At 70.0% G+C, this 26273-nt stretch carries 24 protein-coding genes; 13 read left to right on the top strand and 11 right to left on the bottom strand.

Going from position 1 to position 26273, the window contains the following annotated elements:
* The first annotated feature begins 21 nt into the window (after window positions 1-21).
* From rpsD to HJG52_RS08145, 4 genes are all read left to right on the top strand, one after another.
* Window positions 22-630, top strand: a complete 609-nt coding sequence (gene rpsD / locus HJG52_RS08160; RefSeq protein WP_171242935.1) for a 30S ribosomal protein S4 — start codon at window positions 22-24, stop codon at window positions 628-630.
* Window positions 631-784: 154 nt separating this feature from the next.
* Window positions 785-1819: a DNA-directed RNA polymerase subunit alpha gene (locus HJG52_RS08155; RefSeq protein ID WP_171242934.1), complete on the top strand. Its 1035-nt coding sequence runs from the start codon at window positions 785-787 to the stop codon at window positions 1817-1819.
* Between the two features lie 77 nt (window positions 1820-1896).
* Entirely contained in the window at window positions 1897-2610 is a 714-nt protein-coding gene (gene rplQ / locus HJG52_RS08150; RefSeq protein ID WP_171242933.1) for a 50S ribosomal protein L17, sunset domain variant, read from the top strand.
* Between the two features lie 164 nt (window positions 2611-2774).
* Window positions 2775-2978, top strand: a complete 204-nt coding sequence (locus HJG52_RS08145) for a hypothetical protein (protein ID WP_171242932.1) — start codon at window positions 2775-2777, stop codon at window positions 2976-2978.
* A 7-nt stretch (window positions 2979-2985) separates the two neighbouring features.
* On the opposite strand, the gene HJG52_RS08140 is transcribed toward HJG52_RS08145, so the two are convergent.
* Window positions 2986-4173 (bottom strand): MFS transporter, encoded by a 1188-nt coding sequence (locus HJG52_RS08140; RefSeq protein WP_346767628.1) that lies wholly within the window; start codon window positions 4171-4173, stop codon window positions 2986-2988.
* A 48-nt stretch (window positions 4174-4221) separates the two neighbouring features.
* Here HJG52_RS08140 and truA point away from each other — a divergent pair, with 48 nt between their 5' ends.
* Window positions 4222-5067: a tRNA pseudouridine(38-40) synthase TruA gene (gene truA, locus HJG52_RS08135; protein ID WP_171242931.1), complete on the top strand. Its 846-nt coding sequence runs from the start codon at window positions 4222-4224 to the stop codon at window positions 5065-5067.
* A gap of 19 nt (window positions 5068-5086) precedes the next feature.
* Here the strand turns inward: truA and HJG52_RS08130 are convergent, their stop codons facing one another.
* Window positions 5087-5977, bottom strand: coding sequence for a hypothetical protein (locus HJG52_RS08130; RefSeq protein ID WP_171242930.1), 891 nt, complete (start codon window positions 5975-5977; stop codon window positions 5087-5089).
* Window positions 5978-6151: 174 nt separating this feature from the next.
* Between HJG52_RS08130 and HJG52_RS08125 the strand changes: the two genes are divergently transcribed.
* The 3 genes from HJG52_RS08125 to pulA all read left to right on the top strand — a co-directional run bounded on the left by HJG52_RS08125 (window position 6152) and on the right by pulA (window position 13732).
* The gene (locus HJG52_RS08125; RefSeq protein WP_171242929.1) at window positions 6152-7834 is read left to right on the top strand and encodes an ATP-binding cassette domain-containing protein; all 1683 of its coding nucleotides are present in this window, start codon (window positions 6152-6154) and stop codon (window positions 7832-7834) included.
* A gap of 118 nt (window positions 7835-7952) precedes the next feature.
* Window positions 7953-11906 (top strand): pullulanase X25 domain-containing protein, encoded by a 3954-nt coding sequence (locus tag HJG52_RS08120; RefSeq protein ID WP_346767627.1) that lies wholly within the window; start codon window positions 7953-7955, stop codon window positions 11904-11906.
* Complete coding sequence (gene pulA, locus HJG52_RS21570) at window positions 11807-13732, top strand: pullulanase-type alpha-1,6-glucosidase (RefSeq protein ID WP_346767633.1); 1926 nt, start codon at window positions 11807-11809, stop codon at window positions 13730-13732. The genes HJG52_RS08120 and pulA overlap by 100 nt, the downstream gene beginning before the upstream one ends.
* A gap of 98 nt (window positions 13733-13830) precedes the next feature.
* Here the strand turns inward: pulA and HJG52_RS08115 are convergent, their stop codons facing one another.
* Window positions 13831-14754, bottom strand: a complete 924-nt coding sequence (locus HJG52_RS08115; RefSeq protein ID WP_171242928.1) for a LysR family transcriptional regulator — start codon at window positions 14752-14754, stop codon at window positions 13831-13833.
* 93 nt (window positions 14755-14847) lie between these two features.
* Between HJG52_RS08115 and HJG52_RS08110 the strand changes: the two genes are divergently transcribed.
* The gene (locus HJG52_RS08110) at window positions 14848-15915 is read left to right on the top strand and encodes a YeiH family protein (protein ID WP_240977209.1); all 1068 of its coding nucleotides are present in this window, start codon (window positions 14848-14850) and stop codon (window positions 15913-15915) included.
* Window positions 15916-15940: 25 nt separating this feature from the next.
* On the opposite strand, the gene HJG52_RS08105 is transcribed toward HJG52_RS08110, so the two are convergent.
* From HJG52_RS08105 to HJG52_RS08095, 3 genes are all read right to left on the bottom strand, one after another.
* Entirely contained in the window at window positions 15941-16432 is a 492-nt protein-coding gene (locus HJG52_RS08105) for a pyridoxamine 5'-phosphate oxidase family protein (protein ID WP_171242927.1), read from the bottom strand.
* Window positions 16433-16466: 34 nt separating this feature from the next.
* Window positions 16467-17753 carry an MFS transporter gene (locus HJG52_RS08100; protein WP_171242926.1) on the bottom strand — a complete coding sequence of 429 codons (1287 nt, stop codon included), beginning with the start codon at window positions 17751-17753 and terminating at the stop codon, window positions 16467-16469.
* A 69-nt stretch (window positions 17754-17822) separates the two neighbouring features.
* On the bottom strand, window positions 17823-18491 hold the full coding sequence (locus tag HJG52_RS08095) for an ArsR/SmtB family transcription factor (RefSeq protein WP_430413330.1): 669 nt from the start codon (window positions 18489-18491) through the stop codon (window positions 17823-17825).
* Window positions 18492-18732: 241 nt separating this feature from the next.
* On the opposite strand from HJG52_RS08095, the gene rplM reads away from it, so the two are divergent.
* The 3 genes from rplM (at window position 18733) to glmM (ending at window position 21233) form a co-directional block, all read left to right on the top strand.
* Window positions 18733-19176 carry a 50S ribosomal protein L13 gene (gene rplM / locus HJG52_RS08090; RefSeq protein WP_171242925.1) on the top strand — a complete coding sequence of 148 codons (444 nt, stop codon included), beginning with the start codon at window positions 18733-18735 and terminating at the stop codon, window positions 19174-19176.
* Between the two features lie 8 nt (window positions 19177-19184).
* Window positions 19185-19688: a 30S ribosomal protein S9 gene (gene rpsI / locus HJG52_RS08085; RefSeq protein WP_171242924.1), complete on the top strand. Its 504-nt coding sequence runs from the start codon at window positions 19185-19187 to the stop codon at window positions 19686-19688.
* Window positions 19689-19886: 198 nt separating this feature from the next.
* A complete protein-coding gene (glmM, locus tag HJG52_RS08080; RefSeq protein ID WP_171242923.1) occupies window positions 19887-21233 on the top strand; it encodes a phosphoglucosamine mutase in 1347 nt (448 codons plus the stop codon).
* Between the two features lie 87 nt (window positions 21234-21320).
* On the opposite strand, the gene HJG52_RS08075 is transcribed toward glmM, so the two are convergent.
* From HJG52_RS08075 to HJG52_RS08065, 3 genes are read right to left on the bottom strand one after another with little or no spacing between them, the layout of a single operon-like run.
* Window positions 21321-22019: a hypothetical protein gene (locus HJG52_RS08075; protein WP_171242922.1), complete on the bottom strand. Its 699-nt coding sequence runs from the start codon at window positions 22017-22019 to the stop codon at window positions 21321-21323.
* On the bottom strand, window positions 22016-22909 hold the full coding sequence (locus tag HJG52_RS08070; protein WP_171242921.1) for an ATP-binding cassette domain-containing protein: 894 nt from the start codon (window positions 22907-22909) through the stop codon (window positions 22016-22018). Before HJG52_RS08070 ends, HJG52_RS08075 begins: the two co-directional genes overlap by 4 nt.
* A complete protein-coding gene (locus HJG52_RS08065) occupies window positions 22906-23274 on the bottom strand; it encodes a GntR family transcriptional regulator (RefSeq protein ID WP_171243161.1) in 369 nt (122 codons plus the stop codon). Before HJG52_RS08065 ends, HJG52_RS08070 begins: the two co-directional genes overlap by 4 nt.
* Before the next feature lie 239 nt (window positions 23275-23513).
* Here HJG52_RS08065 and HJG52_RS08060 point away from each other — a divergent pair, with 239 nt between their 5' ends.
* On the top strand, window positions 23514-23936 hold the full coding sequence (locus HJG52_RS08060; RefSeq protein ID WP_171242920.1) for an organic hydroperoxide resistance protein: 423 nt from the start codon (window positions 23514-23516) through the stop codon (window positions 23934-23936).
* A 70-nt stretch (window positions 23937-24006) separates the two neighbouring features.
* Here the strand turns inward: HJG52_RS08060 and HJG52_RS08055 are convergent, their stop codons facing one another.
* Both HJG52_RS08055 and HJG52_RS08050 read right to left on the bottom strand, forming a co-directional pair.
* Complete coding sequence (locus tag HJG52_RS08055) at window positions 24007-24525, bottom strand: beta-class carbonic anhydrase (protein WP_171242919.1); 519 nt, start codon at window positions 24523-24525, stop codon at window positions 24007-24009.
* Window positions 24522-26258: a fumarate hydratase gene (locus HJG52_RS08050; RefSeq protein ID WP_171242918.1), complete on the bottom strand. Its 1737-nt coding sequence runs from the start codon at window positions 26256-26258 to the stop codon at window positions 24522-24524. The genes HJG52_RS08055 and HJG52_RS08050 overlap by 4 nt, the downstream gene beginning before the upstream one ends.
* Between the last annotated feature and the right edge of the window lie 15 nt (window positions 26259-26273).

Here is a 26273-nt window from a genome sequence, read left to right as displayed (position 1 = left end):
GGGAAGAGAGAGTAGAGAACCATGGCCCGTTACACCGGACCCATCACCAAGAAGTCGCGTCGTCTCAAGGTCGACCTCGTCGGCGGCGACAAGAACTTCGAGCTCCGCCCGTTCCCGCCCGGCCAGCACGGCCGTCGCCGGATGCAGGAGAAGGAGTACCTCACCCAGCTGCAGGAGAAGCAGAAGGCCCGCTTCACCTACGGCGTCATGGAGAAGCAGTTCCGTGGCTACTACGAGGAAGCCTCCAAGCGCTCCGGCAAGACCGGTGACATCCTCCTGCAGATCCTCGAGTCCCGCCTGGACAACGTGGTCTACCGCGCCGGCCTGGCCCGCACCCGTCGTGCAGCCCGCCAGCTGGTGACGCACGGCCACTTCGAGGTCAACGGCGTGCGCGTCGACGTCCCGTCGTACCGCGTCGAGCAGTACGACATCATCACCGTCCGCAAGAAGTCTGCGGAGACCTATCCCTTCGAACTGGCCCGTCAGACCTTCGGCGAGCGCCCCACCCCGGCCTGGCTGCAGGTCGTCCCGGGCTCGCTGCAGATCATGATCCACCAGCTGCCCGTGCGTGAGCAGATCGACACGATCCTCACCGAGCAGCTGATCGTCGAGCTCTACTCGAAGAACTGACCCACGCGGAGGTATGCCGCGTGCGCGCCCTGCGCACGCGGCATACCTCCCGGGTGTGGTCCGGTCCACGGACAGAGGTGGGCCGGCCGGCCGGGTGACACCCGGCGCATTCATCGGCGTCATATAGCGGTCGCCGACGGAAAGGAAGAACAGCGTGCTCATCGCACAGCGCCCCACCCTCAGCGAAGAGGTCGTTGCGGACAACCGCAGCCGCTTCGTCATCGAGCCCCTCGAGCCCGGCTTCGGCTACACGCTCGGCAACTCGCTTCGCCGCACCCTGCTCTCGAGCATCCCCGGTGCGTCGGTCACCAGCATCCGCATCGACGGTGTGCTGCACGAGTTCTCCACGATCCCCGGGGTCAAGGAGGACGTCACCGAGATCATCCTCAACATCAAGGGCCTGGTCGTCTCCTCCGAGCACGACGAGCCGGTCGTGATGTACCTGCGCAAGCAGGGTGCGGGCGCGGTCACCGCGGCCGACATCGCGCCGCCGGCCGGGGTCGAGATCCACAACCCCGACCTGCACATCGCCACGCTCAACGGCAAGGGCAAGATCGAGATGGAGCTGACCGTCGAGCGCGGTCGCGGCTACGTCTCCGCCAACCAGAACAAGTCCGGTGACCAGGAGATCGGCCGCATCCCGGTCGACTCGATCTACTCGCCGGTGCTGGCCGTGACCTACAAGGTCGAGGCGACCCGTGTCGAGCAGCGCACCGACTTCGACAAGCTCATCGTCGACGTCGAGACCAAGAACTCGATGGCGCCGCGTGACGCCATGGCCTCCGCCGGCAAGACCCTGGTCGAGCTGTTCGGCCTGGCCCGCGAGCTCAACGTCGAGGCCGAGGGCATCGACATGGGCCCGTCGCCGACCGACGCCGCCCTGGCCGCCGACCTGGCCCTGCCGATCGAGGACCTCGACCTGACCGTCCGGTCCTACAACTGCCTCAAGCGCGAGGGCATCCACACCGTGGGTGAGCTCGTGGGACGCAGCGAGGCCGACCTGCTCGACATCCGCAACTTCGGTGCGAAGTCGATCGACGAGGTCAAGGCCAAGCTGGCCGGCATGGGCCTGGCGCTCAAGGACAGCCCGCCCGGGTTCGACCCGTCCGCCATCGCCGACAACTACGGCGACTACGACGACGACTTCGACGCCGATGGCCGTTCGCTGGCCGAGGACGAGCAGCTCTGACCAACCGCCGTTGACGCGCTGTCGGACCCGACCCGGTCGGGTCCGACAGCGGGTCGCACACCAAGGAGAACTACGAAATGCCTACCCCCACCAAGGGTCCCCGTCTCGGCGGCGGTCCGGCGCACGAGCGGCTGATCCTGGCCAACCTGGCCACCTCGCTGTTCGAGCACGACTCGATCACCACGACCGAGGCCAAGGCCAAGCGGCTGCGCCCGCTGGCCGAGCGGCTCATCACCTTCGCCAAGCGCGGTGACCTGCACGCCCGTCGCCGGGTCCTGTCGGTCATCTCGGACAAGGGTGTCGTGCACCGCCTCTTCACCGAGATCGCGCCCGACATGGCCGAGCGTCCGGGTGGCTACACCCGCATCACCAAGATCGGCGCCCGCAAGGGTGACAACGCCCCCATGGCCGTGATCGAGCTCGTCCGCGAGCCGCTGGCCAAGAAGGCGACGGTCAAGGAGGCGGAGGCCGCCACGAAGCGCGCTGCCAAGGACGCCGAGAAGAAGGACGCCAAGAAGGCCGACGAGGCCAAGGAGTCGGAGGCCACCGAGGCCGCGACGCTCGTCGACGCCGACACCACCGAGGCTTCGGCCAAGGAGGTCCCGGCCGGTGCCGTCGTCGCGAACGAGGACGGTTCCTCGCCCGACGCCGAGTACACGGTCAAGGGCAACGGCGACTCGGGCAAGTACCACGAGCCCGACGGCCAGTGGTACGACCAGACCATTGCCGAGTTCTGGTTCAAGTCCGCCGAGGACGCCGAGGCCGCTGGCTTCACCAAGGCCGGCGCCTGACGCCACGCAGCACCCGGAACGGGCCGCCCACCTGTGCAACGGTGGGCGGCCCGTTCGCGTATGCCGCGGGCTCGCGACCGCATGCGGGTCGCCGCCGGCACGGCTAGCGTGGAACGCACGGCGACCGCACGCTTGTCGGTCGCACTGCATCTGGAGGTGGCGAGATGAGCGAGAACCCGCGCGGGTCGGAGGCGTTCCAGGAGGCCGAGAAGAAGGCCGAGGCCGCGGACGTCGACAACACCGACACCGAGGTGATCGAGGAGCCGCAGGAGACCGGGACGGCCCGGCTGGTCGACCTCGACAACGAGCAGGACCAAGCCACCGAGGCGACGGACGCGGACGGCAACCAGCTCGAGATCGGCGACTGAGGGCGCCTCAGCCGCGGACGCTGCGGAAGGCCCCGGCCAGCGGGATGATCGCGAGCACGAGCACCATCGGCACCGCGAACCCGACCCGCAGCGACCCCGAGCCGACCGCGCCGGTGAGGACGGCCCCGAGCAGGCCGCCGACGTAGTTGAACTGGTTGAACCGGGCGATGACCGCGTCGACGCGGGCGCGTCGGTCGGCCTCGTCGACCCCGTCCCCGGCGACTGCTGCCGCCGCCGAGAACGACAGGGGTGCGATGACGGCCACCGATGCGCCGAGCACGGTGAACCCGGCCACGGCGACCGGCCACGACGGCGAGAACACGATGACCGCCAGCGCCGCGGCCGCCACCAGGGCACCGGCCCTGAGGATGGGCACCGCGCCCCAACGGTCGACGGCGGCGTCCCCGGCGAGCCGGGTCAGGCCGCTGGCCACGAGGTAGGGCAGCGTCGCCAGGGGCAGCAGCCAGGTGGGCGCGTCGTGTGCGGAGCGCAGGAAGACCGGCCCCCACGTCGTCGCCGCCGTGTCGACCATGTAGAAGAGCACCATCGCGGCACCGAGCAGCATCAGCTGTCGCCACGGGATGCGTGGGGCCACGGCCGAGCCGCGGGCCGGCTCGACGTCCGCCGAGCGGGGGAGGAGCGGTGCGGTGAGGGCGACGAGGGGCGCGAGGACGGCCAACGGGAGCAGGCCGGCGGTGATGCCGATGCCGCTCACTGCGATGGCGACCAGGGTGGCCACGATGCCGCCGCTGGTCCAGGCGCCGTGGAAGGTCGGCAGGATGGTGCGGCCGTAACGGTGCTCGAGCGCGACCGCCTGCATGTTGGTGGCCGCGTCGATGGCGCCGAGCGCCAGGCCGTATGCCGCGAGGCCGGCGACGAAGACGGCTCGCGCGGGTGCCACGGCCACCACCGCGAGCCCGATCCCGGCCACCACCAACGCCGCCCGCAGCAGCGTGGCGCTGCCGTGGCGCCGGGCTCCGACCTCGGCGAGCACCGATCCGGCGCCTGCCAGCAGCACCACCATGAGCAGCAGCCCGGAGACCGCGAGCTCGGACAGGTGCCAGCGTTCCTGGAACCGCGGCAGCCGGGTGGTGAGCGAGATGAACAGCAGGCCCTGCACGGCGAAGGTCGCCGCGACGGCTGCGCGCCGACGTCCGAGCGACACCTCAGGTCCGGTGTGGACTCCACTGACCACGGCCACACTCTGGCAGAGGGAGGCGGTACCGCTCGATAGGCTGGTGGGATGGACGAGTCGCTGCGCCTCCGGCTCGACCTGGCCTACGACGGCACTGACTTCTCCGGGTGGGCGGCCCAGCCCGGGCGGCGGACGGTCGAGGGCGAGCTGTCGGCGGCGCTGACGACGCTGCTGCGGGTGCAGAGCCCGGTGCGGCTGACGGTCGCCGGGCGCACGGATGCGGGGGTGCACGCGCGGGGGCAGGTGGCCCACGCCGACGTGGACCCCGCCGCGTGGGCCGCCGTGGTGGGTCGGTCCGACCGACTGCCCGAGGAAGCCGCCTTGACCCGGCTGCGCGGCATCCTGCCCGGGGACATCGTCGTGCACGCGGTGACGGAGGCTCCCGAGGGTTTCGACGCCCGGTTCTCCGCGCTGCGGCGGCGCTACCGCTACCTCGTGTCGGACCGGCTGGAGACGCTGGACCCGTTGCGTCGCAACGAGATCGTGGTGGTCAAGCGGCCGCTCGACGTCACCGCGATGGACGCTGGTGCGCGGTCGCTGGTCGGCCTCGCCGACTTCGCCGCCTTCTGCAAGCGTCGCGAGGGGGCCACGACGGTGCGCACACTGCTCGAGTACTCGTGGACCCGCCGCGGCGACGGGCTGCTCGAGGCGACCGTGGTCGCGGACGCGTTCTGCCACTCGATGGTGCGCTCGCTGGTGGGTGCCGTCGTGCCCGTGGGGGAGGGGCGCAAACCAGTGCAGTGGCCGGCGGAGGTGCTGCGGGCCGGCGTACGCGACCCGGGCGTGGTCGTCATGCCGCCGCACGGCCTCTCGCTCGAGGAGGTCGTCTACCCGGCCGACACCGAGCTGGCGGCGCGCGCCGAGGAGGCGCGGGCCGTGCGGACGCTCGACTGACCGCGGCGACCCCGCGCACTCACGGCGTCATGGCGGCATACCCCGCTGCGTCGTGGATCGCGAAGCCGGCGAACGCCGGCGAGCCCGCATAGGCGTCGGCCACAAGCGACAGCTGGACCTCCATCGCGCTGCGGGTGTGGCCGTAGAAGGTCTGCTTGGTCTCGGTCGGGGCATCTCCGAGGTAGGTCGCCTCCTGGCCGATGCGAACCGGAACCCCGAGGTCCTCGCCCGCGCGGATCACCTTGGCGGACAAGGCGATCGTGCCGTCGGGTCCGTCGGCGGTGTTGCGGTAGGCCATCACGGCCACGCCGTCGGTGCGACGCATGAGCTCGCGGTCGAGCGTGGACCCGTTGGCGGGCACCTGGTCGAGCCAGAACGGGATGTCCGCCTCGAGCGGTGCACCGCCGGTGTTCGCTCGAAGGGTGTCCATCGTGGTCAGCCAGCGCTTGACGACGGTGGCCCGCTTGGTGCTCCAGGCTTTGGTCGAGTAGGGCTCGATGTCCACGTGGACTCCGGTGAAGAGCCCGGTGGCCAGGGCGGGGCGCAGCCAGTTGGTGACGACCCAGGTCGGGTTGTCGACCCAGCCGGGGTCGCCGCCGAGGGCGTCGACGCGGATGCCGGCCGCGGTGGCCTGCCGGACCAGCTCGGTGAGGTCGCCGAGCTGGGGGCTCGTCCCCACGTTCGGGGGCACGGCGGCATACAGCCGGGTGATGCCGGTCGCGACGGCGAGGTCGACGATCGCCCCCGGGTCGGTCGTGTCCCACACCCACATGGCGCGGTCGGTCGAGCCGTTGCCGGACGACCCGGCCGCGCGGGCCACCCCGGGCAGGGCGACGACGGTCGCGGCGAACAGGAGCACCACGGCGACGAACCTACCGAGGGCTGACGGGCGGAGGGAGATCGTGGACACGGCTGGTTTCCTTGGCGGCACAGGGGATTGGGCTTCCTCCATGATGGGCAACCGTTGCCGCCCACGTCCGGGACTTGGTGAACTGTTTACGCACGCGGCCCTGACGCGTGGCCCAAAGTGAAGGCGAGCAAATCGGGTGACGCGACCACGCGGCATACCGGAGGATGGACCCTCGTGGGCCATCTCGACGTCAACTCCGTCAGCTTCGTCCTGCCCGACGGCAGGCCGCTGCTCGACGAGGTGTCCCTGCGGGTCGGTGAGGGCACCAAGGTGGCGCTCATCGGCCCCAACGGCACCGGCAAGACGACCCTTGGGCGGATCATCGCCGGTGACCTCGCCGCCCACGACGGAGCGGTGACGCGCTCGGGCGGCCTGGGGGTGATGCGCCAGTTCATCGGGTCGGTGCGTGACGACTCGACCGTGCGCGACCTGCTGGTGTCGGTCGCGCCCGAGCCGGTGCGCCTGGCGGCCGCGGAGATCGAGCGCACCGAGCTGCTCATGATGGAGCGCGACAGCGAGGCCGACCAGCTGGCCTACGCCCAGGCGCTCGTCGACTGGGCGGACGTCGGCGGGTACGAGTACGAGACGCTGTGGGACGTCTGCACGGTCGCGGCGCTCGGCATGCCGTTCGAGCAGGCCCAGTGGCGCAAGGTCACGACGCTGTCGGGTGGGGAGCAGAAGCGGGTCGTGCTCGAGGCGCTGCTGCGCGGGCCGGATGAGGTGCTGCTGCTCGACGAGCCGGACAACTACCTGGACGTCCCGGCCAAGCGCTGGCTCGAGGACCAGCTCGTCGCGTCGCCCAAGACGGTGCTGTTCGTCAGCCACGACCGCGAGCTGCTCGACCGGGTGGCCACCCGGATCGCGACCCTCGAGCCCGGTGCCGCGGGGTCGACGCTGTGGGTGCACGCGGGACGGTTCGCCACCTACCACCAGGCGCGCGAGGACCGGAACGACAACCTCGAGGAGCTGCGCCGCCGCTGGGACGAGGAGCACGCGAAGCTCAAGACTCTCGTGCAGACCCTGCGTGTGAAGTCCGAGTACAACGACGGGATGGCGAGTCGTTACCGTGCCGCGCAGACCCGCCTCGCGAAGTTCGAGGCGGCCGGTCCACCCGAAGCAGTTCCCTTGCGGCAGAACGTCCGTATGCGTCTTACCGGTGGTCGCACGGCCAAGCGCGCGGTCATCGCCGAGGGTCTGGAGCTGACCGGCCTGATGAAGCCGTTCGACCTCGAGGTCTGGTACGGCGAGCGCGTCGCGGTGCTCGGGTCCAACGGGTCGGGGAAGTCGCACTTCCTGAGGCTGGTGGCGGCCGGCGGGTCCGACCCCGACGCCGAGCACCGGCCAGTCGGCGACGTCGTGCCGACGCCAGTCGCGCACACGGGGCGGCTGCGGCTGGGCGCGCGCGTGCGGCCGGGATGGTTCGCCCAGACCCACGAGCAACCCGCGCTCGCGCGCCGGACGCTGCTCGAGATCCTCCATCGTGGGGACGAACACCGGGCGGGTATGCCGCGTGAGCAGGCCGCGAAGGTACTCGACCGGTACGGCCTGGCGCGGGCGTCGGAGCAGACCTTCGACTCGCTGTCCGGTGGGCAGCAGGCGCGCTTCCAGATCCTGCTGCTCGAGCTGTCGGGCGCCACCTGCCTGCTGCTGGACGAGCCGACCGACAACCTCGACCTGCACTCGGCGGAGGCGTTGGAGGAGGGGCTGGCGGCCTTCGAGGGCACGGTCCTCGCGGTCACGCACGACCGGTGGTTCGCCCGTGGTTTCGACCGCTTCGTCGTGTTCGGTGCCGACGGCTCGGTCTACGAGTCGGACGAGCCGGTCTGGGACGAGGGCCGGGTCGCCCGAGCCCGCTGAGCAGGGGCGATGGCCGAAGTCGGTCGTCGTTTGGGGATGCATGTAAAGGTTTACACAGCTAGCGTGCCGAGCACACTCGCGCACCGATGGGGTTGCGCCGTGATGTCGAGGAGCACCGATGCGTCGTCCACGTCGCCTGTATGCCGTCCTGCTCGGAGCAGCGCTCACCCTCGGTGCGGGGTCGGTCACCGCCGCGCCACTCGCCGGCGCGGCCGAGCCGGCGGCCCGGACGGCGACCCTCGCCGGGTCGCTGCAGTCCGAGCTCGGGTGCGGCGCGGACTGGGACCCGAGCTGTGCCAAGACGGACCTGACCCAGGTGGCCGGCTCCACGGCATACACGGGCACGTTCACCGTCCCGGCCGGCAGCTATGAGTTCAAGGTCGCGATCAACCACGCGTGGGACGAGAACTACGGCGCAGGTGGCGCCGCCAACGGCGCCAACATCCCGCTCGTGCTGCAGGGGCCGGCGAAGATCGAGTTCAGCTATGACGACGCGACGCACCAGGTGGGGATGCGGCCGTTGGCGCTCGCGGGTCCGGCGACCGCGCAGGACAAGGCCATGGCCGCCGACTCGCTGCGCGCCGGGCTGACCAAGGAGCGCTACTACTTCGTCATGGCCGACCGGTTCGCGAACGGCGACCCGGCCAACGACCGCGGCGGCCTCTCTGGCGACAAGCTGAAGACCGGGTACGACCCGACCAACAGCGGCTACTACCACGGTGGTGACCTCAAGGGGGTCATGGACAAGCTCGACTACATCAAAGGCCTTGGTACGACAGCGATCTGGCTGACCCCGTCCTTCAAGAACCGCCCGGTCCAGGGCGCTCCGCCGAACGACAGCGCGGGCTACCACGGGTACTGGATCACCGACTTCACCCAGGTCGACCCGCACCTGGGCACCAACGCCGAGCTCAAGAGCCTCATCGCGCAGGCGCACGCCAAGGGCATGAAGGTCTTCTTCGACATCATCACCAACCACACGGCCGACGTCATCAACTACGAGGAGGGGCAGTACACCTACCGCGACAAGGCGACCTACCCCTACAAGGACGCGTCGGGGAAGGTCTTCGACGACAAGGCGTATGCCGGCAAGCCCGGTTTCCCGGCGATGGACCCGAAGACGTCGTTCCCCTACACACCGGTCTTCACCAACCCGGCCGACGAGAACGTCAAGGTCCCGGCCTGGCTCAACGACCCGACGAACTACCACAACCGTGGTGACTCGACCTTCGCCGGTGAGTCCTCCGAGTACGGCGACTTCGTCGGTCTCGACGACCTGTTCACCGAGCAGCTCGACGTGCAGCAGGGCATGGAGGACATCTACAAGGCGTGGGTCGACTTCGGCGTCGACGGGTTCCGCATCGACACGGTGAAGCACGTCAACATGGAGTTCTGGCGCAGCTTCAGCCCCGCGATGCTGCAGGAGGCCAAGCGCACCGGCAACGACGACTTCTTCATGTTCGGCGAGGTCTACGACGCGCGCCCGTCGTTCATGAGCCAGTACACGACGACGGGGCGGCTGCCGGCCACGTTGGACTTCGGCTTCCAGGCGCAGTCGGTCAACTGGGTGCAGGGCAAGTCCGGCACGGACCTGCGCGACCTCTACGCCGACGACGACTACTACACGGACACAGACTCCAACGCCTACGAGCTGCCGACCTTCCTCGGCAACCACGACATGGGCCGGGTCGCCATGATGCTCAAGGGATCCAGCTCGGGCGACGCCGACCTCATGAAGCGCGTCAAGCTGGCCGACGCGTTGATGTTCCTGACGCGCGGGCAGCCGATCACCTACTACGGCGACGAGCAGGGCTTCATCGGCCTGGGCGGGGACAAGGCCGCGCGCCAGGACATGTTCGCCACCAAGGTGCAGGAGTACGCCGACCAGCCGGTCCTCGGCGGCCCGTCCGGGGCACGTGACCGGTACAACACGGGCGCGCCTCTCTACCAACACATCTCGCAGCTCTCGGCCCTGCGCGCGAAGTACCCCGCGCTCGCGGACGGAGCGCAGGTGCACCGCTACGCCAGCAGCAACGCAGGTGTCTTCGCGTTCTCGCGCATCGACAAGGCCAAGCGCACCGAGTACGTCGTGGCCCTCAACAACGCGACCACGGCGAAGTCCGCGACGTTCGCGACCTACGGCCACAACCAGACCTTCCGTCCGCTCTACGGCTCGACGCAGTCCGTGCGCTCGGCCAAGGACGGGCGGGTCACCGTGACCGTGCCACCGCAGTCGGCGGTGGTGTGGCAGGCGACCTCCCCGATGGACCGGCCGAGGTCCGCTCCGGCCGTCTACCTGACCTCGCCCGGCGCCGGTGACGTCGTCGGCGGTCGCGCCGAGATCGGTGCGGCCATCCCGGACAACACCTTCGCGCAGGTGACCTTCGCCTACCGGCCGGTCGGCACGTCGAAGTGGACGACCCTCGGCACGGACGACAACGCGCCATACCGCGTCTTCCACGACGTGAGCGGGATGCCCAAGGGCACCCTGCTCGAGTACCGCGCGATCGCCAAGGACTCCGCGGGCCAGGTGTCGGCCACGTCGTCCTACGGCGTCGTCGGTGACCCGAAGGCCTCCGGCGGCGGTGGCGGTGGCGTCGGCCCGGTGGTGCAGCCGGACAACGTCAGCGTGCCCGGCGACCACAACAGCGAGATGGGTTGTGCCGGTGACTGGGCGCCGGACTGCGCGCAGGCGCAGCTCGCGCTCGACCCCAGGGACCAGATCTGGAAGGGCACCTACACCCTCCCAGCCGGCCCGTACGCCTACAAGGCCGCCATCAACAAGTCGTGGGACGAGAACTACGGTGCGGGCGGCGTGCCGGGTGGCGACAACATCTCCTACACGGCGCCCAGCGGACCGGTGACCTTCTACTACGACCACGCCACGCACTGGGTGACCTCCGACGCCCAGGGCCCGATCATCACCGCACCCGGCTCGTTCCAGAGCGAGCTGGGCTGCCCGGCCGACTGGTCGCCGGACTGCATGCGGCCCTGGCTGCAGGACCCTGACGGCGACGGCACCTACACGTGGTCGACGACCGAGCTGCCCGCCGGGGTCTACGACTTCAAGATCGCCCATGGCCTGAGTTGGGACGAGAACTACGGTGCCGGTGGTGCCCCGGGCGGCGCCAACATCAGCGTCACCGTGCCGAGCGACGGCATGGTCGTGAGCATCTCCTACAACCTGGCCACCCACGTCGCGACGCCGACGGTCGCCCGCGCCGGTTCGCAGCCCGACCTCACCAAGGCGCGCGCGATCTGGGTCAGCCGCGACCTGCTCGCCTGGCCGGCCGACATGGTGCCCGAGGGAGCGGAGCCGGCACTGCTGCGGTGGTTGCTCGCCTGGTCGAGCGACGGCGGGCTCGCCGTCGACGCCGAGGCCATCACGGGGGGCGAGAGCGCTCCTCTTCGCTACGACCCGCGTGGGCTGCCGGCGTCGGTGACCAGTGAGCACCCCGAGCTCAAGGGCTACCTCGCGCTGCGCCTCGACAAGAAGATGGCCAAGAAGGTGCCGGAGATCCTGCGCGGGCAGGTCGCCGTCGCGATGACCGACACGCTGGGACGCGTGCTCGACGCGACCGGCGTCCAGACGGCATACGTGCTCGACGACGTGTATGCCGCGAGGGCCACTCGCGGCGCCTACGGCGTCACCTTCCATGGTGCACGGCCGAGCTACCGCCTGTGGGCGCCCACTGCACAGAAGGTCGACCTGCTGACCTGGGCGCCGGGGTCCGCGGCCGATGCGCCGGTGAGTGCCGCGACGCGAACCGCGATGAAGCGCGGCAGTGACGGCTCCTGGTCGGCGTCTGCCGGCAGGAAGAACGCGCGGTACCTCTACGAGGTCACCGTCTGGGTGCCGTCGACGCAGAAGGTCGAGACGACCACGGTCACCGACCCCTACTCGGTCGCGCTCACCCTCGACTCGACGAGTCGGTGGCGGTCGACCTGGCCGACGCGGCATACCAACCGACGCTGTGGAAGAAGACTCCCTCACCCAGGCTCAAGCAGGACGTGGACTCGACCATCTACGAGCTGCAGGTCCGGGACTTCTCGGTCAATGACCCGACCGTGAGCGCCGAGAACCGCGGCAGCTACCTCGCCTTCGCCGAGAACGGCAACGGCACCAAGCACCTGCGCAAGCTGGCGCAGGCAGGGCTCAACACCGTGCACCTGCTGCCGACGTTCGACATCGCGTCGATACCTGAGGACCCGGCGAAACAGGCTGTGCCGCAATGCGATCTGCGTTCCTACCCGCCTGACAGCGAGGAGCAGCAGGCGTGCATCGACAAGATCCGGGCCAAGGACGCGTTCAACTGGGGCTACGACCCGTGGCACTGGATGGCACCGGAAGGCTCGTACACCTCGACCGCCGCGAAGGCCGACGGGGGAGCGCGGGTAGCGGAGTTCCGCACCATGGTCGGGGCCCTGCACCGCAGCGGCCTGCGCGTCGTGCTCGACCAGGTCTACAACCACACCCCGGCTTCCGGACAGGCGCAGACCAGCGTCCTGGACAAGGTCGTGCCGGGCTACTACCAGCGCCTCAACGCGACCGGTGCCGTGGAGACGTCGACCTGCTGCCAGAACATCGCGACCGAGCACGCCATGGCACAGAAGGCGATGGTGGATTCCGTTGTCCTGTGGGCGAAGTACTACAAGGTCGACGGGTTCCGGTTCGACCTGATGGGCCACCACTCCAAGGCCAACATGCTCGCGGTGCGGTCGGCGCTGGACCAGCTGACGCTCAAGAGGGACGGCGTCGACGGCAGGTCCGTCTACGTCTACGGCGAGGGCTGGAACTTCGGTGAGGTCGCGAACAACGCGCGGTTCGAGCAGGCGACGCAGGGTCAGCTCGGGGGCACCGGGATCGGCACCTTCTCGGACCGCCTGCGGGACGCGGTGCGTGGCGGTGGGCCGTTCGACGACAACCCGCGCACGCAGGGCTTCGGTAGTGGGGAGGCGACCGATCCCAACGGCGACAGCGGCGCCAACCCCGACGCAGCCAAGCGGTTGAAGCACGACACCGACCTCACCCAACTCGGTCTCGCGGGCAACCTGCGTGACTTCTCGTTCCGCCTCAACGAGAACGGCGCGGTGACCCGCGGTGACAAGGTGGACTACAACGGGTCGCCCGCCGGGTATGCCGACCAGCCGGACGAGGTCGTGACCTACGTCGACGCGCACGACAACGAGACGCTGTGGGACAGCTTGACCTACAAGCTTCCGGTGACGACGTCGATGGCCGACCGGGTGCGGATGAACACCGTCTCGCTGGCCACCACGGCGCTGTCCCAGACGCCGTCGTTCTGGCACGCCGGTGCGGACCTGCTGCGCTCGAAGTCGTTGGACCGCAACAGCTATGACAGCGGCGACTGGTTCAACACACTCGACTGGACCGGTGCCGACAACGGGTTCGGCCACGGCCTGCCGCTCAAGGGTGACAACGAGGCCAAGTGGCCGTACCAGAAGCCGTTGCTCGCCAACCCGGCGCTGAAGCCCCAGGCGGCGGACGTGCAGAGCGCCACAGCTGCCGCGCAGGACCTGCTGCGGCTGCGGTTCTCGACGCCGTTGTTCCGCCTCGGCAACGCCGACGCGATCAACGCCAAGGTGTCGTTCCCCGCCAGTGGCACGGCCGACGCCCGCCCGGGTGTGATCGCGATGCGGGTTGACGACACGAAGGGCCGGGACGCCGACCCGTCGCTGCGTGGCCTCGTCGTGGTGTTCAACGCCTCGCCCGGTGCGGTGACGCAGAAGGTGCCGGGTCTGGCGGGGGCGTCGCTCACCCTGTCGCCGGTGCAGTCCGGTGGCTCGGACCCAGTCGTCAAGGGCGCCACCTGGGATGTCGCATCAGGGGCGGCGACGGTGCCCCCACGCACGGTGGCGGTCTTCGTGCAGCGGTGACCACGCGGCATACCCATTGTCCTGCAACGGTTCCCGCCAACCCTGTGCCAGCACAGGGTTGGCGGAAACCGGACAGGGTGGAGCATGTCCGGATCCCGCTAACTTGTCCGCGGGCGGTCGGCCCTGGCGGTGGTGACGAAGTCGGCCACGTTGCCGAGCGGTCGTCGTCCGCCGGTCCACACGGCCCGCAACGAGCGGGACAGGTCGAGCCCCTCGACCTCGACCACGGCCAGCTGACCCGCGGCGACCGCGTCGTCGACCGCCAGCTCGCTGAGCACCGCGGGGGCGGTGCCCGCCATCGTCGCCACGCGCACCGCGGCGTTGCTCGACAGGGTCTGGGCCGGCGCGACGACGGCGAGACCCAGGCCGGACAACGCGTCGACGAAGGTGCGCCGCGTGCCGGACCCCTCCTCGCGCAGGATCAGCGCGGTGCCGGCCAGCTCCTCGGGCGTGATTCGGCGGCGGCGACGGGTCCACGGGTGGTCCGGGCGCACCACGACGACGAGCCGGTCCCGCGCAACGACCGCGCCGTGCAACCCGCGCAGCGGCTGGGCCGACTCGATGAACCCGAGGTCGTGCTCGCCCTCCCTGACGCCCTCGAGCACGTGGTCGGAGTTGAGGACGGCCAGCTCTGCCCCGACCGTCGGGCGCTCGGCCTGGAACGCCGCGAGCCACCGTGGCGCGAGATACTCGGCGACGGTCATGCTCGCGGCGACGCGCAGGTGCGACTCCCGGTCGGAGCGCAGCGCGCGCGAGGCGACCTGGAGCTCGCGCGCAGCGTCCAGCACCCGGCGCGACCAGTCGACGAAGAGGGCGCCGTCGGACGTGGTCGTCGAGCCCTGGGCGGTGCGCTCGAGCAGCTTGACCCCGAGGCGGCGCTCGAACCGGGCGATGGCCGTGCTGGCGCTTGGCTGGGACACTCCGGCGCGTGCCGCGGCCGCCCGCAGGCTCCCCAGCTCGGCGACGCCGACGAGCAGCTCGAGGACGCCGAGGTCCGGCCAGCGGTCGCTCGCCTGCGCCATGTCTGCCTCCTCCAGCCGTGATAGTCAATGACTATAGGGTGATACCGACGTCGAGACTACCCACGGGGTGCGGCATGAGACAGGTTGGGGGACATGGCACAGGGGACCGACGTCGACGCAGGTATGCCGGGTGCGCCAGTGACCGGCAGCGACGACGAGGCGGGGGTGGACGCCGGACGACGCAAGTCGCGCGCGGGCCTCTTGCCCGGCGTCGCCCTCGCGGGCGCGGCGGCAGTGGTCGCCCTCGGCGCGCAGCAGCTGCTCCCCACGGTCAGCCCGCTCCTGGTGGCGATCGTGCTGGGCGTGGTGTTCGCCAACCTGCGGCCCGTCCACGCCCCGCTCGAGCCGGGGCTGCGGTTCGCGTCGAAGCGCGTGCTGCGGATCGGCGTGGTGCTGTTGGGTTTCCAGCTCGCCCTCGATGACATGGTCGGTCTCGGCGCGGCGATGCTGCTCGTGGTCGTCGCAGTGGTCGCCATCGGCATCGGCGGCGGCCTGCTCATGGGTCGCGCGCTCGGCCTGCGGCCCGTGCAGAGCCTGCTCATCGCCTGTGGCTTCTCGATCTGCGGGGCGGCGGCCGTGGCTGCGGTCGAGGGCGCGGTCGACGCCGACGACGAGGACGTCGCCTCCGCCGTCGGGCTCGTTGTCCTCTACGGCACCCTCATGATCGGCGTCGTCCCACTCCTGCTGGGTGCCCTTCACCTGCCGGGGCACGAGCAGGGCCTCATCGCCGGGGTGTCGATCCACGAGGTCGCCCAGGTCGTCGCGGCCGGAGGCATCATCGGTGGGGGAGCCCTGACCGTCGCGGTGGTGGTCAAGCTCGCCCGCGTCCTGATGCTGGCTCCGGTGATCCTCACGATCGGGCTCGTGCGCCGCCGCAGTGGTGAGCGGACGAGCGGCGCCCGCCCACCGCTGGTGCCCCTGTTCGTCCTCGGCTTTCTCGGGGCAGCGGTCGTGCGCACCGTCGCCCACCTCGACCCGGCACTCCTCGACGGCATCAAGGCGCTGCAGACCGTCTGCCTGTCGGCGGCGATGTTCGCGCTCGGCTGCGGAGTCAGGTTCACCCTGTTGCGGTGGGTCGGCGCGCGACCGGTCGTGCTGGGCGCGCTCGGCAGCGCCCTGGTGCTGGCGGTCTCGACCGGCGGCGTGCTGCTCGTCGCCTGAGCGCGCGTCGGGCCGGTTAGGTGCGTCAGCCCTCTGCGGCCTTCGCGTCGACCAGCTCCTGCACAGCCTGCGGGATCGTCGTCTCGAAGTCCAGCAGCTTGGCCCAGGTCGGGGTGACCGTGACGACCACCATCTGTTCGTAGAGGGCGCGCACCCCCGCCTCCCACTGCGGCATCGCCTCCGGGTCGACGGTCTTGCGGGTGGCCTCGACGAACCCGTCGGGGACGCCGTCGACCACCTCCAGGTCGGCGGTGCCGCGCACGAGGAGCACGCGCGGCGGCAGGCCGGCGGTGTCGATGGTCAGCGCGACGCGCGGGTCGGCCTCCAGGTGGCGCACCTTGGGCGCCTTGGGGGTCGTCCACATCTGGAACCGGGCGCCATCCCAGCCGAACCCGATCGGCACGACGCGTGGTGCGCCATCGGTGCCGGTGTAGGCGAGCCGGGCGGGCGTGGCACCACCCAGCAGGTCCTGGGCGATGGGCTGGGCGAGGACTGCCGCGATCTGGTCTGCGTTCATGGTGTGCTCCTTCGGAGATCGGTATGCCGTGTGGTCACCCCTGGGACGGAGCCACCGCGGTGTCCTCGACATCGGTCGGAAGGGACTTCTCCCGGCGTCGCGCCGGGAGGAAGCAGACGAAGCCGACGATGCTGATGACCCCGGCGACGACCATGGCCGTGGAGATCGAGGTCCGCGCCGCCAGCACACCGAGCAGGGGTCCGGCGATCGCGCCGCCGGCCTGCATCACCAGGGAGCCCATCGACAGGATGGTCGCGCGGTTGGTCGACGAGGCCTCCCGGTGCATGAGCCCCATGTAGGCCGGGCTGGCGAGGCCGTGGGTCGTGTAGGTGAACAGGAACGCCACGACGAGCGCCACCGGCCCGAGCACCAGGCCCATGACGATCACGCCGAGCCCGTTGACGATGCGCCCGACGATGGCGGCACGCACCAGCCCGAGCCGGTCGGCGAGCTTACCGCCGAGCCACGAGCCCGCGGAGTAGAGCGCCCAGCCACCCGCGGCGGCCGGCCCCATCCAGACGCCGGCCTTGGTCTCGGACCCGAGCAGCTCGGAGAGCCGCAGGGGCATGAGGGTCTCGTAGGCCATCATCCCGGTCACCCAGAACAGCTCGACGAGGACCAGCGAGCGCAGGATCGTGTTGCGGCGCAACAGGTTCAGCCCATCGCGGATCACGCCGGGCGTCTCGCGCACCGAACCCGCCAGGCGGGACCGCAGGTGCCCCTCGGTGCGCGGCTTCTCGCGCAGCAGCACGAGGGTGGCCACGAGGTGCACCACGCACAGGGCGACGAAGACCTGGATCGGCAGCAGCAGCGCACTGGAGTCCTTGAACGGGTGCCACGCTACGAGCGCGCCGGAGACGAGTGCACCTCCGCCCATCCCCACTCCGACGAGCACGCCCTGCGTCGACATGGCTCCGTGGACGTCCGCGCCGGGCTCGCGCTCGTGGACGGTGTCGACGTACCACGCCTCCAGTGGCCCGGAGTCGAGCGCCCGGTAGACGCCCATGAGCCCGGCGGCGAGGGCGAACTGCCAGAACGAGTGGGCGTAGAGGTAGGCGACGCCGGCGATGACGTTGACGACCCCCGCGACGAGCAGGACAGGCTTGCGGCCGAGCACGTCGGCAAAGCCGCTCGTGGGGAGCTCCAGCAGGAAGACCATGATCCCCTGCGCGGTCATGTAGAGCGTGATCTGCTCGATCGTGAGGCCGCGCTCGCGGGCGATGAGGGTGAAGAGACCGACGACGAAGCCGACCGGCAGCCACCGCGTCGTCGACAGGATGAGGAAGACGCGCTTGGCGGCGGCGGGCGACAGGGTGCTCATGCGGGGTCCCCGCGGAGTATTCGGAGGAGCGAAGCGGGGGAGAAACTTCGTGGGGTGCTCATGGCTGGCTCACTTCTGGTCCTTGCCGCGCGGTGCGCGGTCCAGGTCGAGGGGGTAGGAGGCCGTGTAGATGGCCAGGCGTCGGGCATTGGGGTTGCCCTGACCGACGCGGCGGTACTTGAGGATCACCTCGTCGATCTCGGCCTTGAGGGCCTCGAGCTGCTCGGCGGTGGCGACGACGAACGAGTCGCCCATGCCGGCCGCGTCACGCCACTCGGTGGGCCAGGAGCCCTCGACGTCGAGCCAGCGGCCGAACTGCTCACCGAAGTGGCGCAGGTAGTCGCGGGTCAGCCAGTTGAGTGCGGTCTCGGCGTCCTCGTCGTCGGCGAAGTCGCTGGGCTCCCAGGTGTGGAACTCCGTGGCGGCCCGCCAGAGCCGGCGCTTGCCCTCCCCCTCGCCGGTGTCGGCGACGAGACCGACCGACTCGAGCTTGCGCAGGTGGTAGGACGTGGCACCCGAGTTGGTGTCGAGCCTGGTCGCGAGGTCGGTGGCCGTGGCGGGCCCGCCGAGCCGCAGGGCGCTGAGCAGCCGGGAGCGCAACGGGTGGGCGAGCACCTTGACCGCGGTGGCGTCGAGCCGCAGCCCGGTCATGTCGCCGATCTGCTCGATGCGGGGCCCGGAGCCCGGGGTGGCGCCGGTGTCGTCGGCAGGTTTGCGGGAAGCAGGGGGAGGGGCCATGTGTGCACAATACCTTTGCACACTCTGTTTGCACAAGTTCTTTGCACGTATGCCGCGAGCCCACGTTTTTGCAGGTCAGAGCCCCTTTGGGTGCCCTCCGTCGGTGATTTGGGTGTCCGGCTGCCCACCCGTAAACTTGACCACTGTTGTGCCGTGCGCCCTCGAAAGGCGACGCAGAACGCGCCTCGGGCGCCCACGGCATACCCGCACCACTCATCACCTGTCAGAAAAGGGCACAACCTTGCGCACCTTCACCCCCAAGCCGGCCGAGGTCACTCGGAACTGGCACGTCATCGACGCCACGGACGTCGTGCTGGGTCGCCTCGCGAGCCACACCGCGACGCTCCTGCGCGGCAAGCACAAGACGACCTTCGCGCCGCACGTCGACGGTGGCGACTTCGTCATCATCATCAACGCCGAGAAGGTCGCCCTCACCGGCGCCAAGCTCGAGCAGAAGAAGGCCTACCGTCACTCGGGCTTCCCGGGCGGCCTCAAGAGCACGACCTACACCGAGCTGCTCGCCAAGGACCCGACCAAGGCCATCGAGAAGGCCGTCCGCGGCATGCTGCCCAAGACCACCCTCGGTCGCCAGCAGCTGACGCACCTCAAGGTGTACGCCGGTGCCGAGCACCCGCACGCCGCCCAGAAGCCCGTTCCGTTCGAGATCTCCCAGGTCTCCCAGTAAGGATCCCCGTGACTGAGAACATCAACAACGACGTCCTCGAGAGTGACGAGCCCGAGGTCAGCGAGTACACCTCCGAGTCCGAGGGTCCCGTCACCGACGAGCCGACCCGCCGCCCCAGCGCCTCCGCCCCCGGCGGCGCCACCGGTCGCCGCAAGCAGGCCATCGCCCGCGTGCGCATCGTCCCCGGCACCGGCGAGTGGAAGATCAACGGGCGTTCGCTCGAGGAGTACTTCCCCAACAAGGTGCACCAGCAGATCGTCAACGAGCCGCTCAAGGTGCTCGAGCTCGACGGCGCCTACGACGTGCTGGTGCGCGTCCACGGCGGTGGCCCCTCGGGCCAGGCCGGTGCCGTGCGCCTCGGTGTCGCCCGTTCGCTCAACGGGGTCGACGAGGAGCTCAACCGCCCGGCGCTGAAGAAGGCCGGCTTCCTCACCCGTGACGCCCGCGTCCCGGAGCGCAAGAAGGCCGGTCTCAAGAAGGCCCGCAAGGCTCCGCAGTACAGCAAGCGCTGATCCCGCGCGCTGCACGCTCACCGTGCAGCGCCGGTCCGAAGGCGGCACCCGGACAACTCGGGTGCCGCCTTCGGCGTCTGTAGGGGGAGTAGGTTCGTCCAGATGCGTCCGCGCGCGTGCGGGTGCGGCTGGGTGTCCTGCCTCCGGTGGCGCCTCGTATGCCGCGTGCGCGCCTGATCGTTCGAAAGGCACCTCTTCATGGCACGACTGTTCGGGACCGACGGAGTCCGGGGACTCGCGAATGTCGACATCACGGCGGAGCTGGCCCTGCGGCTGAGCGTCTCCGCCGCGCACGTCTTGGGGCGTGAGGCCCGCGAGGCCGGGCGCAAGCCCAAGGCGGTCGTGGGCCGCGACCCGCGGGCGTCGGGTGAGTTCCTCTCGGCGGCGGTGGTGGCCGGATTGGCATCCGCCGGTGTCGACGTCCACAACGTGGGGGTGCTCCCCACCCCGGCCGTCGCGTTCCTGACCGCCGACATGGACGCCCACTTCGGCGTCATGCTCTCGGCATCGCACAACGCCATGCCCGACAACGGGATCAAGTTCTTCGCCGCAGGCGGGCACAAGCTGCCCGACTCGGTCGAGGACGAGATCGCCGCCCAGCTCGACCGTGAGTGGGAGCGCCCCACCGGCGCCCAGGTCGGCCGGGTGCACGAGAACCGCGCCGGTCAGGCGCGCTACGTCGCGCACCTGCTCGAGGCGCTGCCGCACCGGCTCGACGGGCTGAAGGTCGTCATCGACGGTGCGCACGGCGCGGCCTCGGCGGTGTCGCCCGAGGTGTTCCGCCTCGCCGGCGCGGAGGTGGTCGAGATCGGTGCCGAGCCCGACGGGCTCAACATCAACGACGGCTACGGCTCCACCCACCTCGACCACCTCAAGGCCGCGGTCGTGGCCAAGGGTGCCGACCTCGGCATCGCCCACGACGGCGACGCCGACCGCTGCCTCGCCGTGGACGCCGACGGCAACGAGATCGACGGCGACCAGATCATGGGCATCCTCGCCGTGGCCCTGAAGTCCCGCGGCGCGCTGGCCTCGGACACCCTCGTCGCCACCGTCATGAGCAACCTCGGGCTGCTCCAGGCCATGGAGCGCGAGGGCATCACCGTGCGCCAGACCGGGGTGGGGGACCGCTACGTCCTGGAGGACATGCGCGCCGGCTCCTACTCGCTCGGCGGCGAGCAGAGTGGCCACGTCATCATGCTCGAGCACGGCACGACCGGTGACGGCGTGCTGACCGGGCTCATGCTCGCCGCTCGCGTCGCGGAGACCGGCCAGTCGCTGGCCGAGCTGGCCACCGTCATGCAGCGGATGCCGCAGGTGCTGATCAACGTCAAGGGCGTCGACAAGACCCGGGTCGACTCCGACGAGGAGCTCCAGCGTGCGGTCAAGGAGCAGGAGGAGTTGCTCGCCGGCTCCGGACGCGTGCTGCTGCGCAAGTCCGGCACCGAACCCGTGGTGCGGGTCATGGTCGAGGCGGCCGACGAGGCCCAGGCCCAGCAGGTCGCCGATACCCTCGTGGGTGTCGTCCGTGACCGCCTCACCCTCTGAGGTCCCTCGCCAACGCCGAGACGAGGTATGCCGCGGGGCCCAGCCACGCGGCATACCTCGCCTCGGGCGATGCGGGCCCAGGATGCGTCAGGGAGCGGCGCGGCGCAGACCGAGCCACGCCAGGGAGGCGCAGGCGACGGCCAGCAAGGCGGGGTAGCCGGCGGTCAGGCCGACGAAGCTCGAGTCGGTGAAGAACCGACCGATCGCCGCCCACCAGTCCTGCCATGTGACGAGCAAGGTGACGACGGCGATCAGCAGCAGGCTCGTGATCGTGAGGGTGTAGACACCCGACTGGCCCCAGCGCTTGAAGACCACGCCGATCACCATGCCGAGCGCCGACAGCATCGCGAACGGCACGGCATACATGAGGAAGCGAGCGCCCAGGTTGCCCTGGTCGAAGACCCACGGGGCAAAGAACTTCATGTCCACGCCCCACCCGCTGGTGGCGGCCTCGACCCGGCTCAGCGCGGTCAGGGCGACACCGGCGACAACGCTCTGGAGCAGCAGCATCAGGACGGTCCCGCCGAAGTAGGCCTTGCGGGTCAGGCTGAGCCCCATGGCGAACGGGAAGCCCTGGGTCCACAGCTGGAGGTTCGCGATGAGCGCGACGAAGTAGAGCGAGGCCAGCGCCCCTGTCTGGCGGTCAGGCACCGGGACGTCGTCTGGAAGCACGGCGAAGATCGCCCAGTTGACCGCGAACGTCATGGCGAGGATGGCCCAGGGCCAGCCGACGCTGGTGAGGCTGTTGACGAGGCTCAGGCGCAGCGCCTTGACGACGTGACTCATGATGCGACCCTCTCGGGAGTGTGGTCGGGCGCCGTGCCCGCGGCGGTGGTGGCGCGGACGACGAGCTGCTGGAGTGAGACGGGTTCGAGGGTGAGGCCCTGCTGCCGGGCGTGGTCCGCGCTCGCGCCACGGATGGTCATGCGCGCGAAACCGCCCAGGTCCTCGCGCTGCAGGACCTCGTGGTCGGTGGCGAACGACTCGACGGCCGCGCGGGGTCCGCTCACGACGACCGCACTGCCGCGCAGGCTGTCGGCGTCGCTGTCGATCATCACGCGGCCGTGGTCGAGGACGACGACGTGCTCGATGAGGTCGGCCACCTCGTCGATGAGGTGCGTCGACAGGACGATGGTGCGCGGGTGCTCGCCATAGTCGGCGACCAGTCGGTCGTAGAACAGCTGTCTCGCAACGGCATCCAGCCCGAGGTAGGGCTCGTCGAAGAAGGTCAGTGGCGCCCGGGAGGCGAGGCCGACGATGACGCCGACGGCCGAGCGCTGGCCGCGGCTCAGCTTGCGGACCAGTTGCCCGGTGAGGAGGCCGAACGCGTCCACGAGCTCCCGGGCCAGGTTCTCGTCCCAGAGGGGGAAGGCGATTCGGGCCCCATCGAGAACGTGGCGCACCTTGTGCGCCTGCGGGTAGGTCTGGTTCTCGCCGATGAAGCAGACGCGGTCGAGGACCCCACTGTTCTCGTACGGGTTCTCGCCGAAGACACGCACCCGGCCCTCGCTGGCGAAGGACCGGGCGGTGGCGATGGACATGAACGTGCTTTTGCCGGCACCGTTGCGGCCCAGCAGGCCGGTGATGCGGTGCTCGCCCAGGGCGAGGCTGACGTTGTCGAGCGCTGTGATGCCGCCGTAGCGCTTGGACACCGCGTTGAACTCGATGACGCTCATGCGCCGTTCTCCTTTGGCTTCCAGGTGTCGATGAGCTTGCTGACGTAGTCGGTGTCGAGGCCGAGCTTTGCGGCCTCGGTCATGAGCGGTGTGACGTACTCCTGCAGGAAGCGCTCGCGCCGCCGCTCCAGCAGCTGCGCCCGCGCCCCCTCGGCGACGAACATGCCGATCCCCCTTCGTTTGTAGATCACCCCGTCGGTCACCAGCTGGGCTACGCCCTTGGCTGCCGTCGCCGGGTTGATCCGGTGGAACGCCGCGAGCTCGTTGGTCGAGGGCACCGGGCTCTCCTCTGCGATCGACCCGTCGACGATCGAGCTCTCGATCTGCTCGGCGATCTGCAGGTAGATGGGCCGGCCCTCATCCATCACGAGGTCGCCCTCATTCGGTTAGCCGGTTCGTTAGTCATGTAGGTAACCATGCAACCGGAGCGTCGTCCCTGTCAACACCACGCCCCGCTGAGGAGCCACGCGCGCGACGGCCGACGTCCCGGCATACGGTCGGGGTGGAATCTCGGGCGGCCGGCGGGAGTTGGCCCCGGTGGACACATCGTGTGCCCGACCGTGAACCCAACAGACCCAACAGACCCCAACAGACAGGGAGTGTCATGCCGTTCGAAGCAGTCACCGAGGAGCTCTACACCAGCGCCGCCACCGCCCACGGTGGGCGTGAGGGCACCGTCAAGAGCGAGGACGGCGTCGTCGACCTGCCCCTCGGCAAGCCGGGAAGCGTGAGCAACCCCAAGGCCAACCCCGAGACCCTGTTCGCGGCCGGGTACGCCTCGTGCTTCAGCGGTGCGCTTGCGGCGGTGGCCAAGCGCGAGGGCGTCGACGTGGGTGACGCCCCCGTCACGGCGACCGTGCACTTCGGCAAGACCGACAGCGGTTTCGGGTTGGCGGTGGACCTCGTCGCCGAGCTGCCGGGCCTGGACGCCGAGCAGGCCAAGAGCCTGGTCGAGGCGGCGCACCAGGTGTGCCCCTACTCCAAGGCCACCCGCGGCAACATCGAGGTGAACGTCTCGGTCGCCTGAGTCGTCTCCACTGACGCAGGGGCGGTATGCCGCGTGGCCCCCTCGCGGCATACCGCCCCTTTGCGTGCGCTCAGACCCGCTGGTCCACCAGGCCGGTGTCGACGTCGTAGATGAAGCCGCCGACCTCGACGCGGTCGGCGATGAGGGGGTGCGAACGGACCGCGGCGACGTCCTGGCGCAGCGCGGCCTCCTGGTCGGCGATCACGTGGAAGCCCTGCCACGAGGCGTCCTGGCCGGACAGCTCGGTGATCTTCTCGCGCAGCTCCTGCTCGGTGTTCTTCGTCATCGCGCACTTGGTGTGGGGGACGACGAGGATGCGGTTGACGCCCAGCAGGTGCACTCCGAGGACGAGCGCCTCGAGGGCGTTGGCGGTGATGCGGCCACCAGGGTTGCGGAAGATCTTCGCGTCACCGGGGTCGAGGCCCAGCATCCGCAGCGGGTCGATGCGTGAGTCCATGCAGGTGACGATGGCGACACCCGCGTGGGCGATGCCGTCGAAGCCGCCGGTGGAGAACTCGTGCTCGGCGTAGACCTTGTTGGCGTCGATCAGGTCATCGAAACCGCTTGGCGTGGAAGGCTTTTCGCTCATTTCAGTCCCGGTCGCTTGGGGATGGTGGTCGCCATCGGGGTGGTCGTGGTGGCAAAGAAGTCGTTGCCCTTGTCGTCGACGACGATGAAGGCAGGGAAGTCCTCGACCTCGATCTTCCACACCGCCTCCATGCCGAGCTCCTCGTACTCGAGGACCGAGACGCTCTTGATGCAGTCCTGGGCGAGCCGGGCGGCCGGGCCACCGATCGAGCCGAGGTAGAACCCGCCGTGGCTCGCGCAGGCGTCGGTCACCTGCTTGGACCGGTTGCCCTTGGCCAGCATGACCTTCGAGCCGCCGGCGGCCTGGAACTGCTCGACGTAGGAGTCCATCCGGCCCGCGGTCGTCGGCCCGAACGAGCCGCTGGCGTAACCCTCCGGCGTCTTGGCCGGGCCGGCGTAGTAGACCGCGTGGTCCTTGAGGTAGTCGGGCATGCCCTCGCCCGCGTCGAGCCGCTCCTTGATCTTGGCGTGCGCGATGTCGCGGGCCACCACGAGCGGTCCGGTGAGCGAAAGTCGTGTCTTGACAGGGTGTTTCGACAGCTCGGCCAGGATCTCCTCCATGGGTCGGGTGAGGTCGACCTCGACGACCGCGCCCTTGCCGGTGGAGGAGGCGCCGACGGCGTCCTCGGAGTCCACCGAGTCCGCGGTGAGCGAGTCGTGGGTCTGCTCGGGCAGGAACCGCGCCGGGTCGGTCTCGAACTGCTCGATGAACACGCCCTCGGCGGTGATCTTGCCGAGCACCTGACGGTCGGCGGAGCACGACACCGCGATGGCCACCGGCAGGGAGGCGCCGTGCCGGGGCAGGCGGATGACCCGGACGTCGTGGCAGAAGTACTTGCCACCGAACTGCGCACCGATCCCGAACTCGCGGGTCAGCCCGAGCACCTCCTCCTCGAGCTCGGTGTCGCGGAACCCGTGCCCGGTGGCGGCGTCGCCGGACGTCGGCAGGTGGTCGAGGTACTTGGCGCTGGCGTACTTGGCGGTCTTGAGCGCGTACTCCGCACTGGTGCCGCCGATGACGATGGCCAGGTGATAGGGCGGGCAGGCGGCCGTGCCGAGGGATCGCAGCTTCTCGTCGAGGAAGCGGCGCATCGCCTCGGGGTTGAGGATCGCCTTGGTCTCCTGGAAGAGGAACGACTTGTTGGCGCTGCCGCCGCCCTTGGCCATGAAGAGGAACTTGTAGGCGCCGTCGGCCTCGGGCGAGGTGTCGGCGTAGATCTCGACCTGGGCGGGCAGGTTGGAGCCGGTGTTCTTCTCCTCCCACATGGTGACCGGGGCCATCTGCGAGTAGCGCAGGTTGAGCCGGGTGTACGCGTCGTAGACACCGCGGGCGAGCGGCTCCTCGTCGTCGCCCTCGGTCAGCACCCGCTGGCCCCGCTTGCCGACCACGATCGCGGTGCCGGTGTCCTGGCACATCGGCAGCACACCGCCCGCGGCGATGTTGGCATTCTTGAGCAGGTCGAGCGCCACGAACTTGTCGTTGTTGCTCGCCTCGGGGTCGTCGAGGATCTTGGCGAGCTGGGCGAGGTGCCCGGGCCGCAGGTAGTGCGCGATGTCGTGCATCGCGGTCTCGGTGAGGAGCCGTAGGGCTTCCGGTGACACCTGGAGGAACGGGCGCCCGTCGGGTCCGTCGACCGTGCTGACGCCGTCGGTCGTGAGCAGCCGCCACGGCGTCTGCGGCTCGCCGTTGCCCCCGGCTCCGGGGAGCAGGTGCTCGAAGGTGAACTCTGGCATCGGGGGTCTTCTCCT

The sequence above is a fragment of the Knoellia koreensis genome (assembly GCF_013041615.1).
In the GTDB taxonomy this organism is placed as follows: Bacteria; Actinomycetota; Actinomycetes; order Actinomycetales; family Dermatophilaceae; genus Pedococcus; species Pedococcus koreensis.
Note: the sequence above shows the minus strand (reverse complement) of the source record. Positions and strands in the feature narration are given on the sequence as shown.

Excerpts from the sequence above, each read along its gene's own strand:
- rpsD (WP_171242935.1), top strand. The coding sequence starts at position 22 with ATGGCCCGTTACACCGGACCCATCACCAAGAAGTCGCGTCGTCTCAAG.
- rplQ (WP_171242933.1), top strand. The coding sequence starts at position 1,897 with ATGCCTACCCCCACCAAGGGTCCCCGTCTCGGCGGCGGTCCGGCGCAC.
- HJG52_RS08145 (WP_171242932.1), top strand. The coding sequence starts at position 2,775 with ATGAGCGAGAACCCGCGCGGGTCGGAGGCGTTCCAGGAGGCCGAGAAG.
- truA (WP_171242931.1), top strand. The coding sequence starts at position 4,222 with ATGGACGAGTCGCTGCGCCTCCGGCTCGACCTGGCCTACGACGGCACT.
- HJG52_RS08120 (WP_346767627.1), top strand. The coding sequence starts at position 7,953 with ATGCGTCGTCCACGTCGCCTGTATGCCGTCCTGCTCGGAGCAGCGCTC.
- HJG52_RS08115 (WP_171242928.1), bottom strand. The coding sequence starts at position 14,754 with ATGGCGCAGGCGAGCGACCGCTGGCCGGACCTCGGCGTCCTCGAGCTG.
- HJG52_RS08110 (WP_240977209.1), top strand. The coding sequence starts at position 14,848 with ATGGCACAGGGGACCGACGTCGACGCAGGTATGCCGGGTGCGCCAGTG.
- HJG52_RS08105 (WP_171242927.1), bottom strand. The coding sequence starts at position 16,432 with ATGAACGCAGACCAGATCGCGGCAGTCCTCGCCCAGCCCATCGCCCAG.
- HJG52_RS08100 (WP_171242926.1), bottom strand. The coding sequence starts at position 17,753 with ATGAGCACCCTGTCGCCCGCCGCCGCCAAGCGCGTCTTCCTCATCCTG.
- HJG52_RS08095 (WP_430413330.1), bottom strand. The coding sequence starts at position 18,491 with ATGGCCCCTCCCCCTGCTTCCCGCAAACCTGCCGACGACACCGGCGCC.
- glmM (WP_171242923.1), top strand. The coding sequence starts at position 19,887 with ATGGCACGACTGTTCGGGACCGACGGAGTCCGGGGACTCGCGAATGTC.
- HJG52_RS08075 (WP_171242922.1), bottom strand. The coding sequence starts at position 22,019 with ATGAGTCACGTCGTCAAGGCGCTGCGCCTGAGCCTCGTCAACAGCCTC.
- HJG52_RS08070 (WP_171242921.1), bottom strand. The coding sequence starts at position 22,909 with ATGAGCGTCATCGAGTTCAACGCGGTGTCCAAGCGCTACGGCGGCATC.
- HJG52_RS08065 (WP_171243161.1), bottom strand. The coding sequence starts at position 23,274 with ATGGATGAGGGCCGGCCCATCTACCTGCAGATCGCCGAGCAGATCGAG.
- HJG52_RS08060 (WP_171242920.1), top strand. The coding sequence starts at position 23,514 with ATGCCGTTCGAAGCAGTCACCGAGGAGCTCTACACCAGCGCCGCCACC.
- HJG52_RS08055 (WP_171242919.1), bottom strand. The coding sequence starts at position 24,525 with ATGAGCGAAAAGCCTTCCACGCCAAGCGGTTTCGATGACCTGATCGAC.
- HJG52_RS08050 (WP_171242918.1), bottom strand. The coding sequence starts at position 26,258 with ATGCCAGAGTTCACCTTCGAGCACCTGCTCCCCGGAGCCGGGGGCAAC.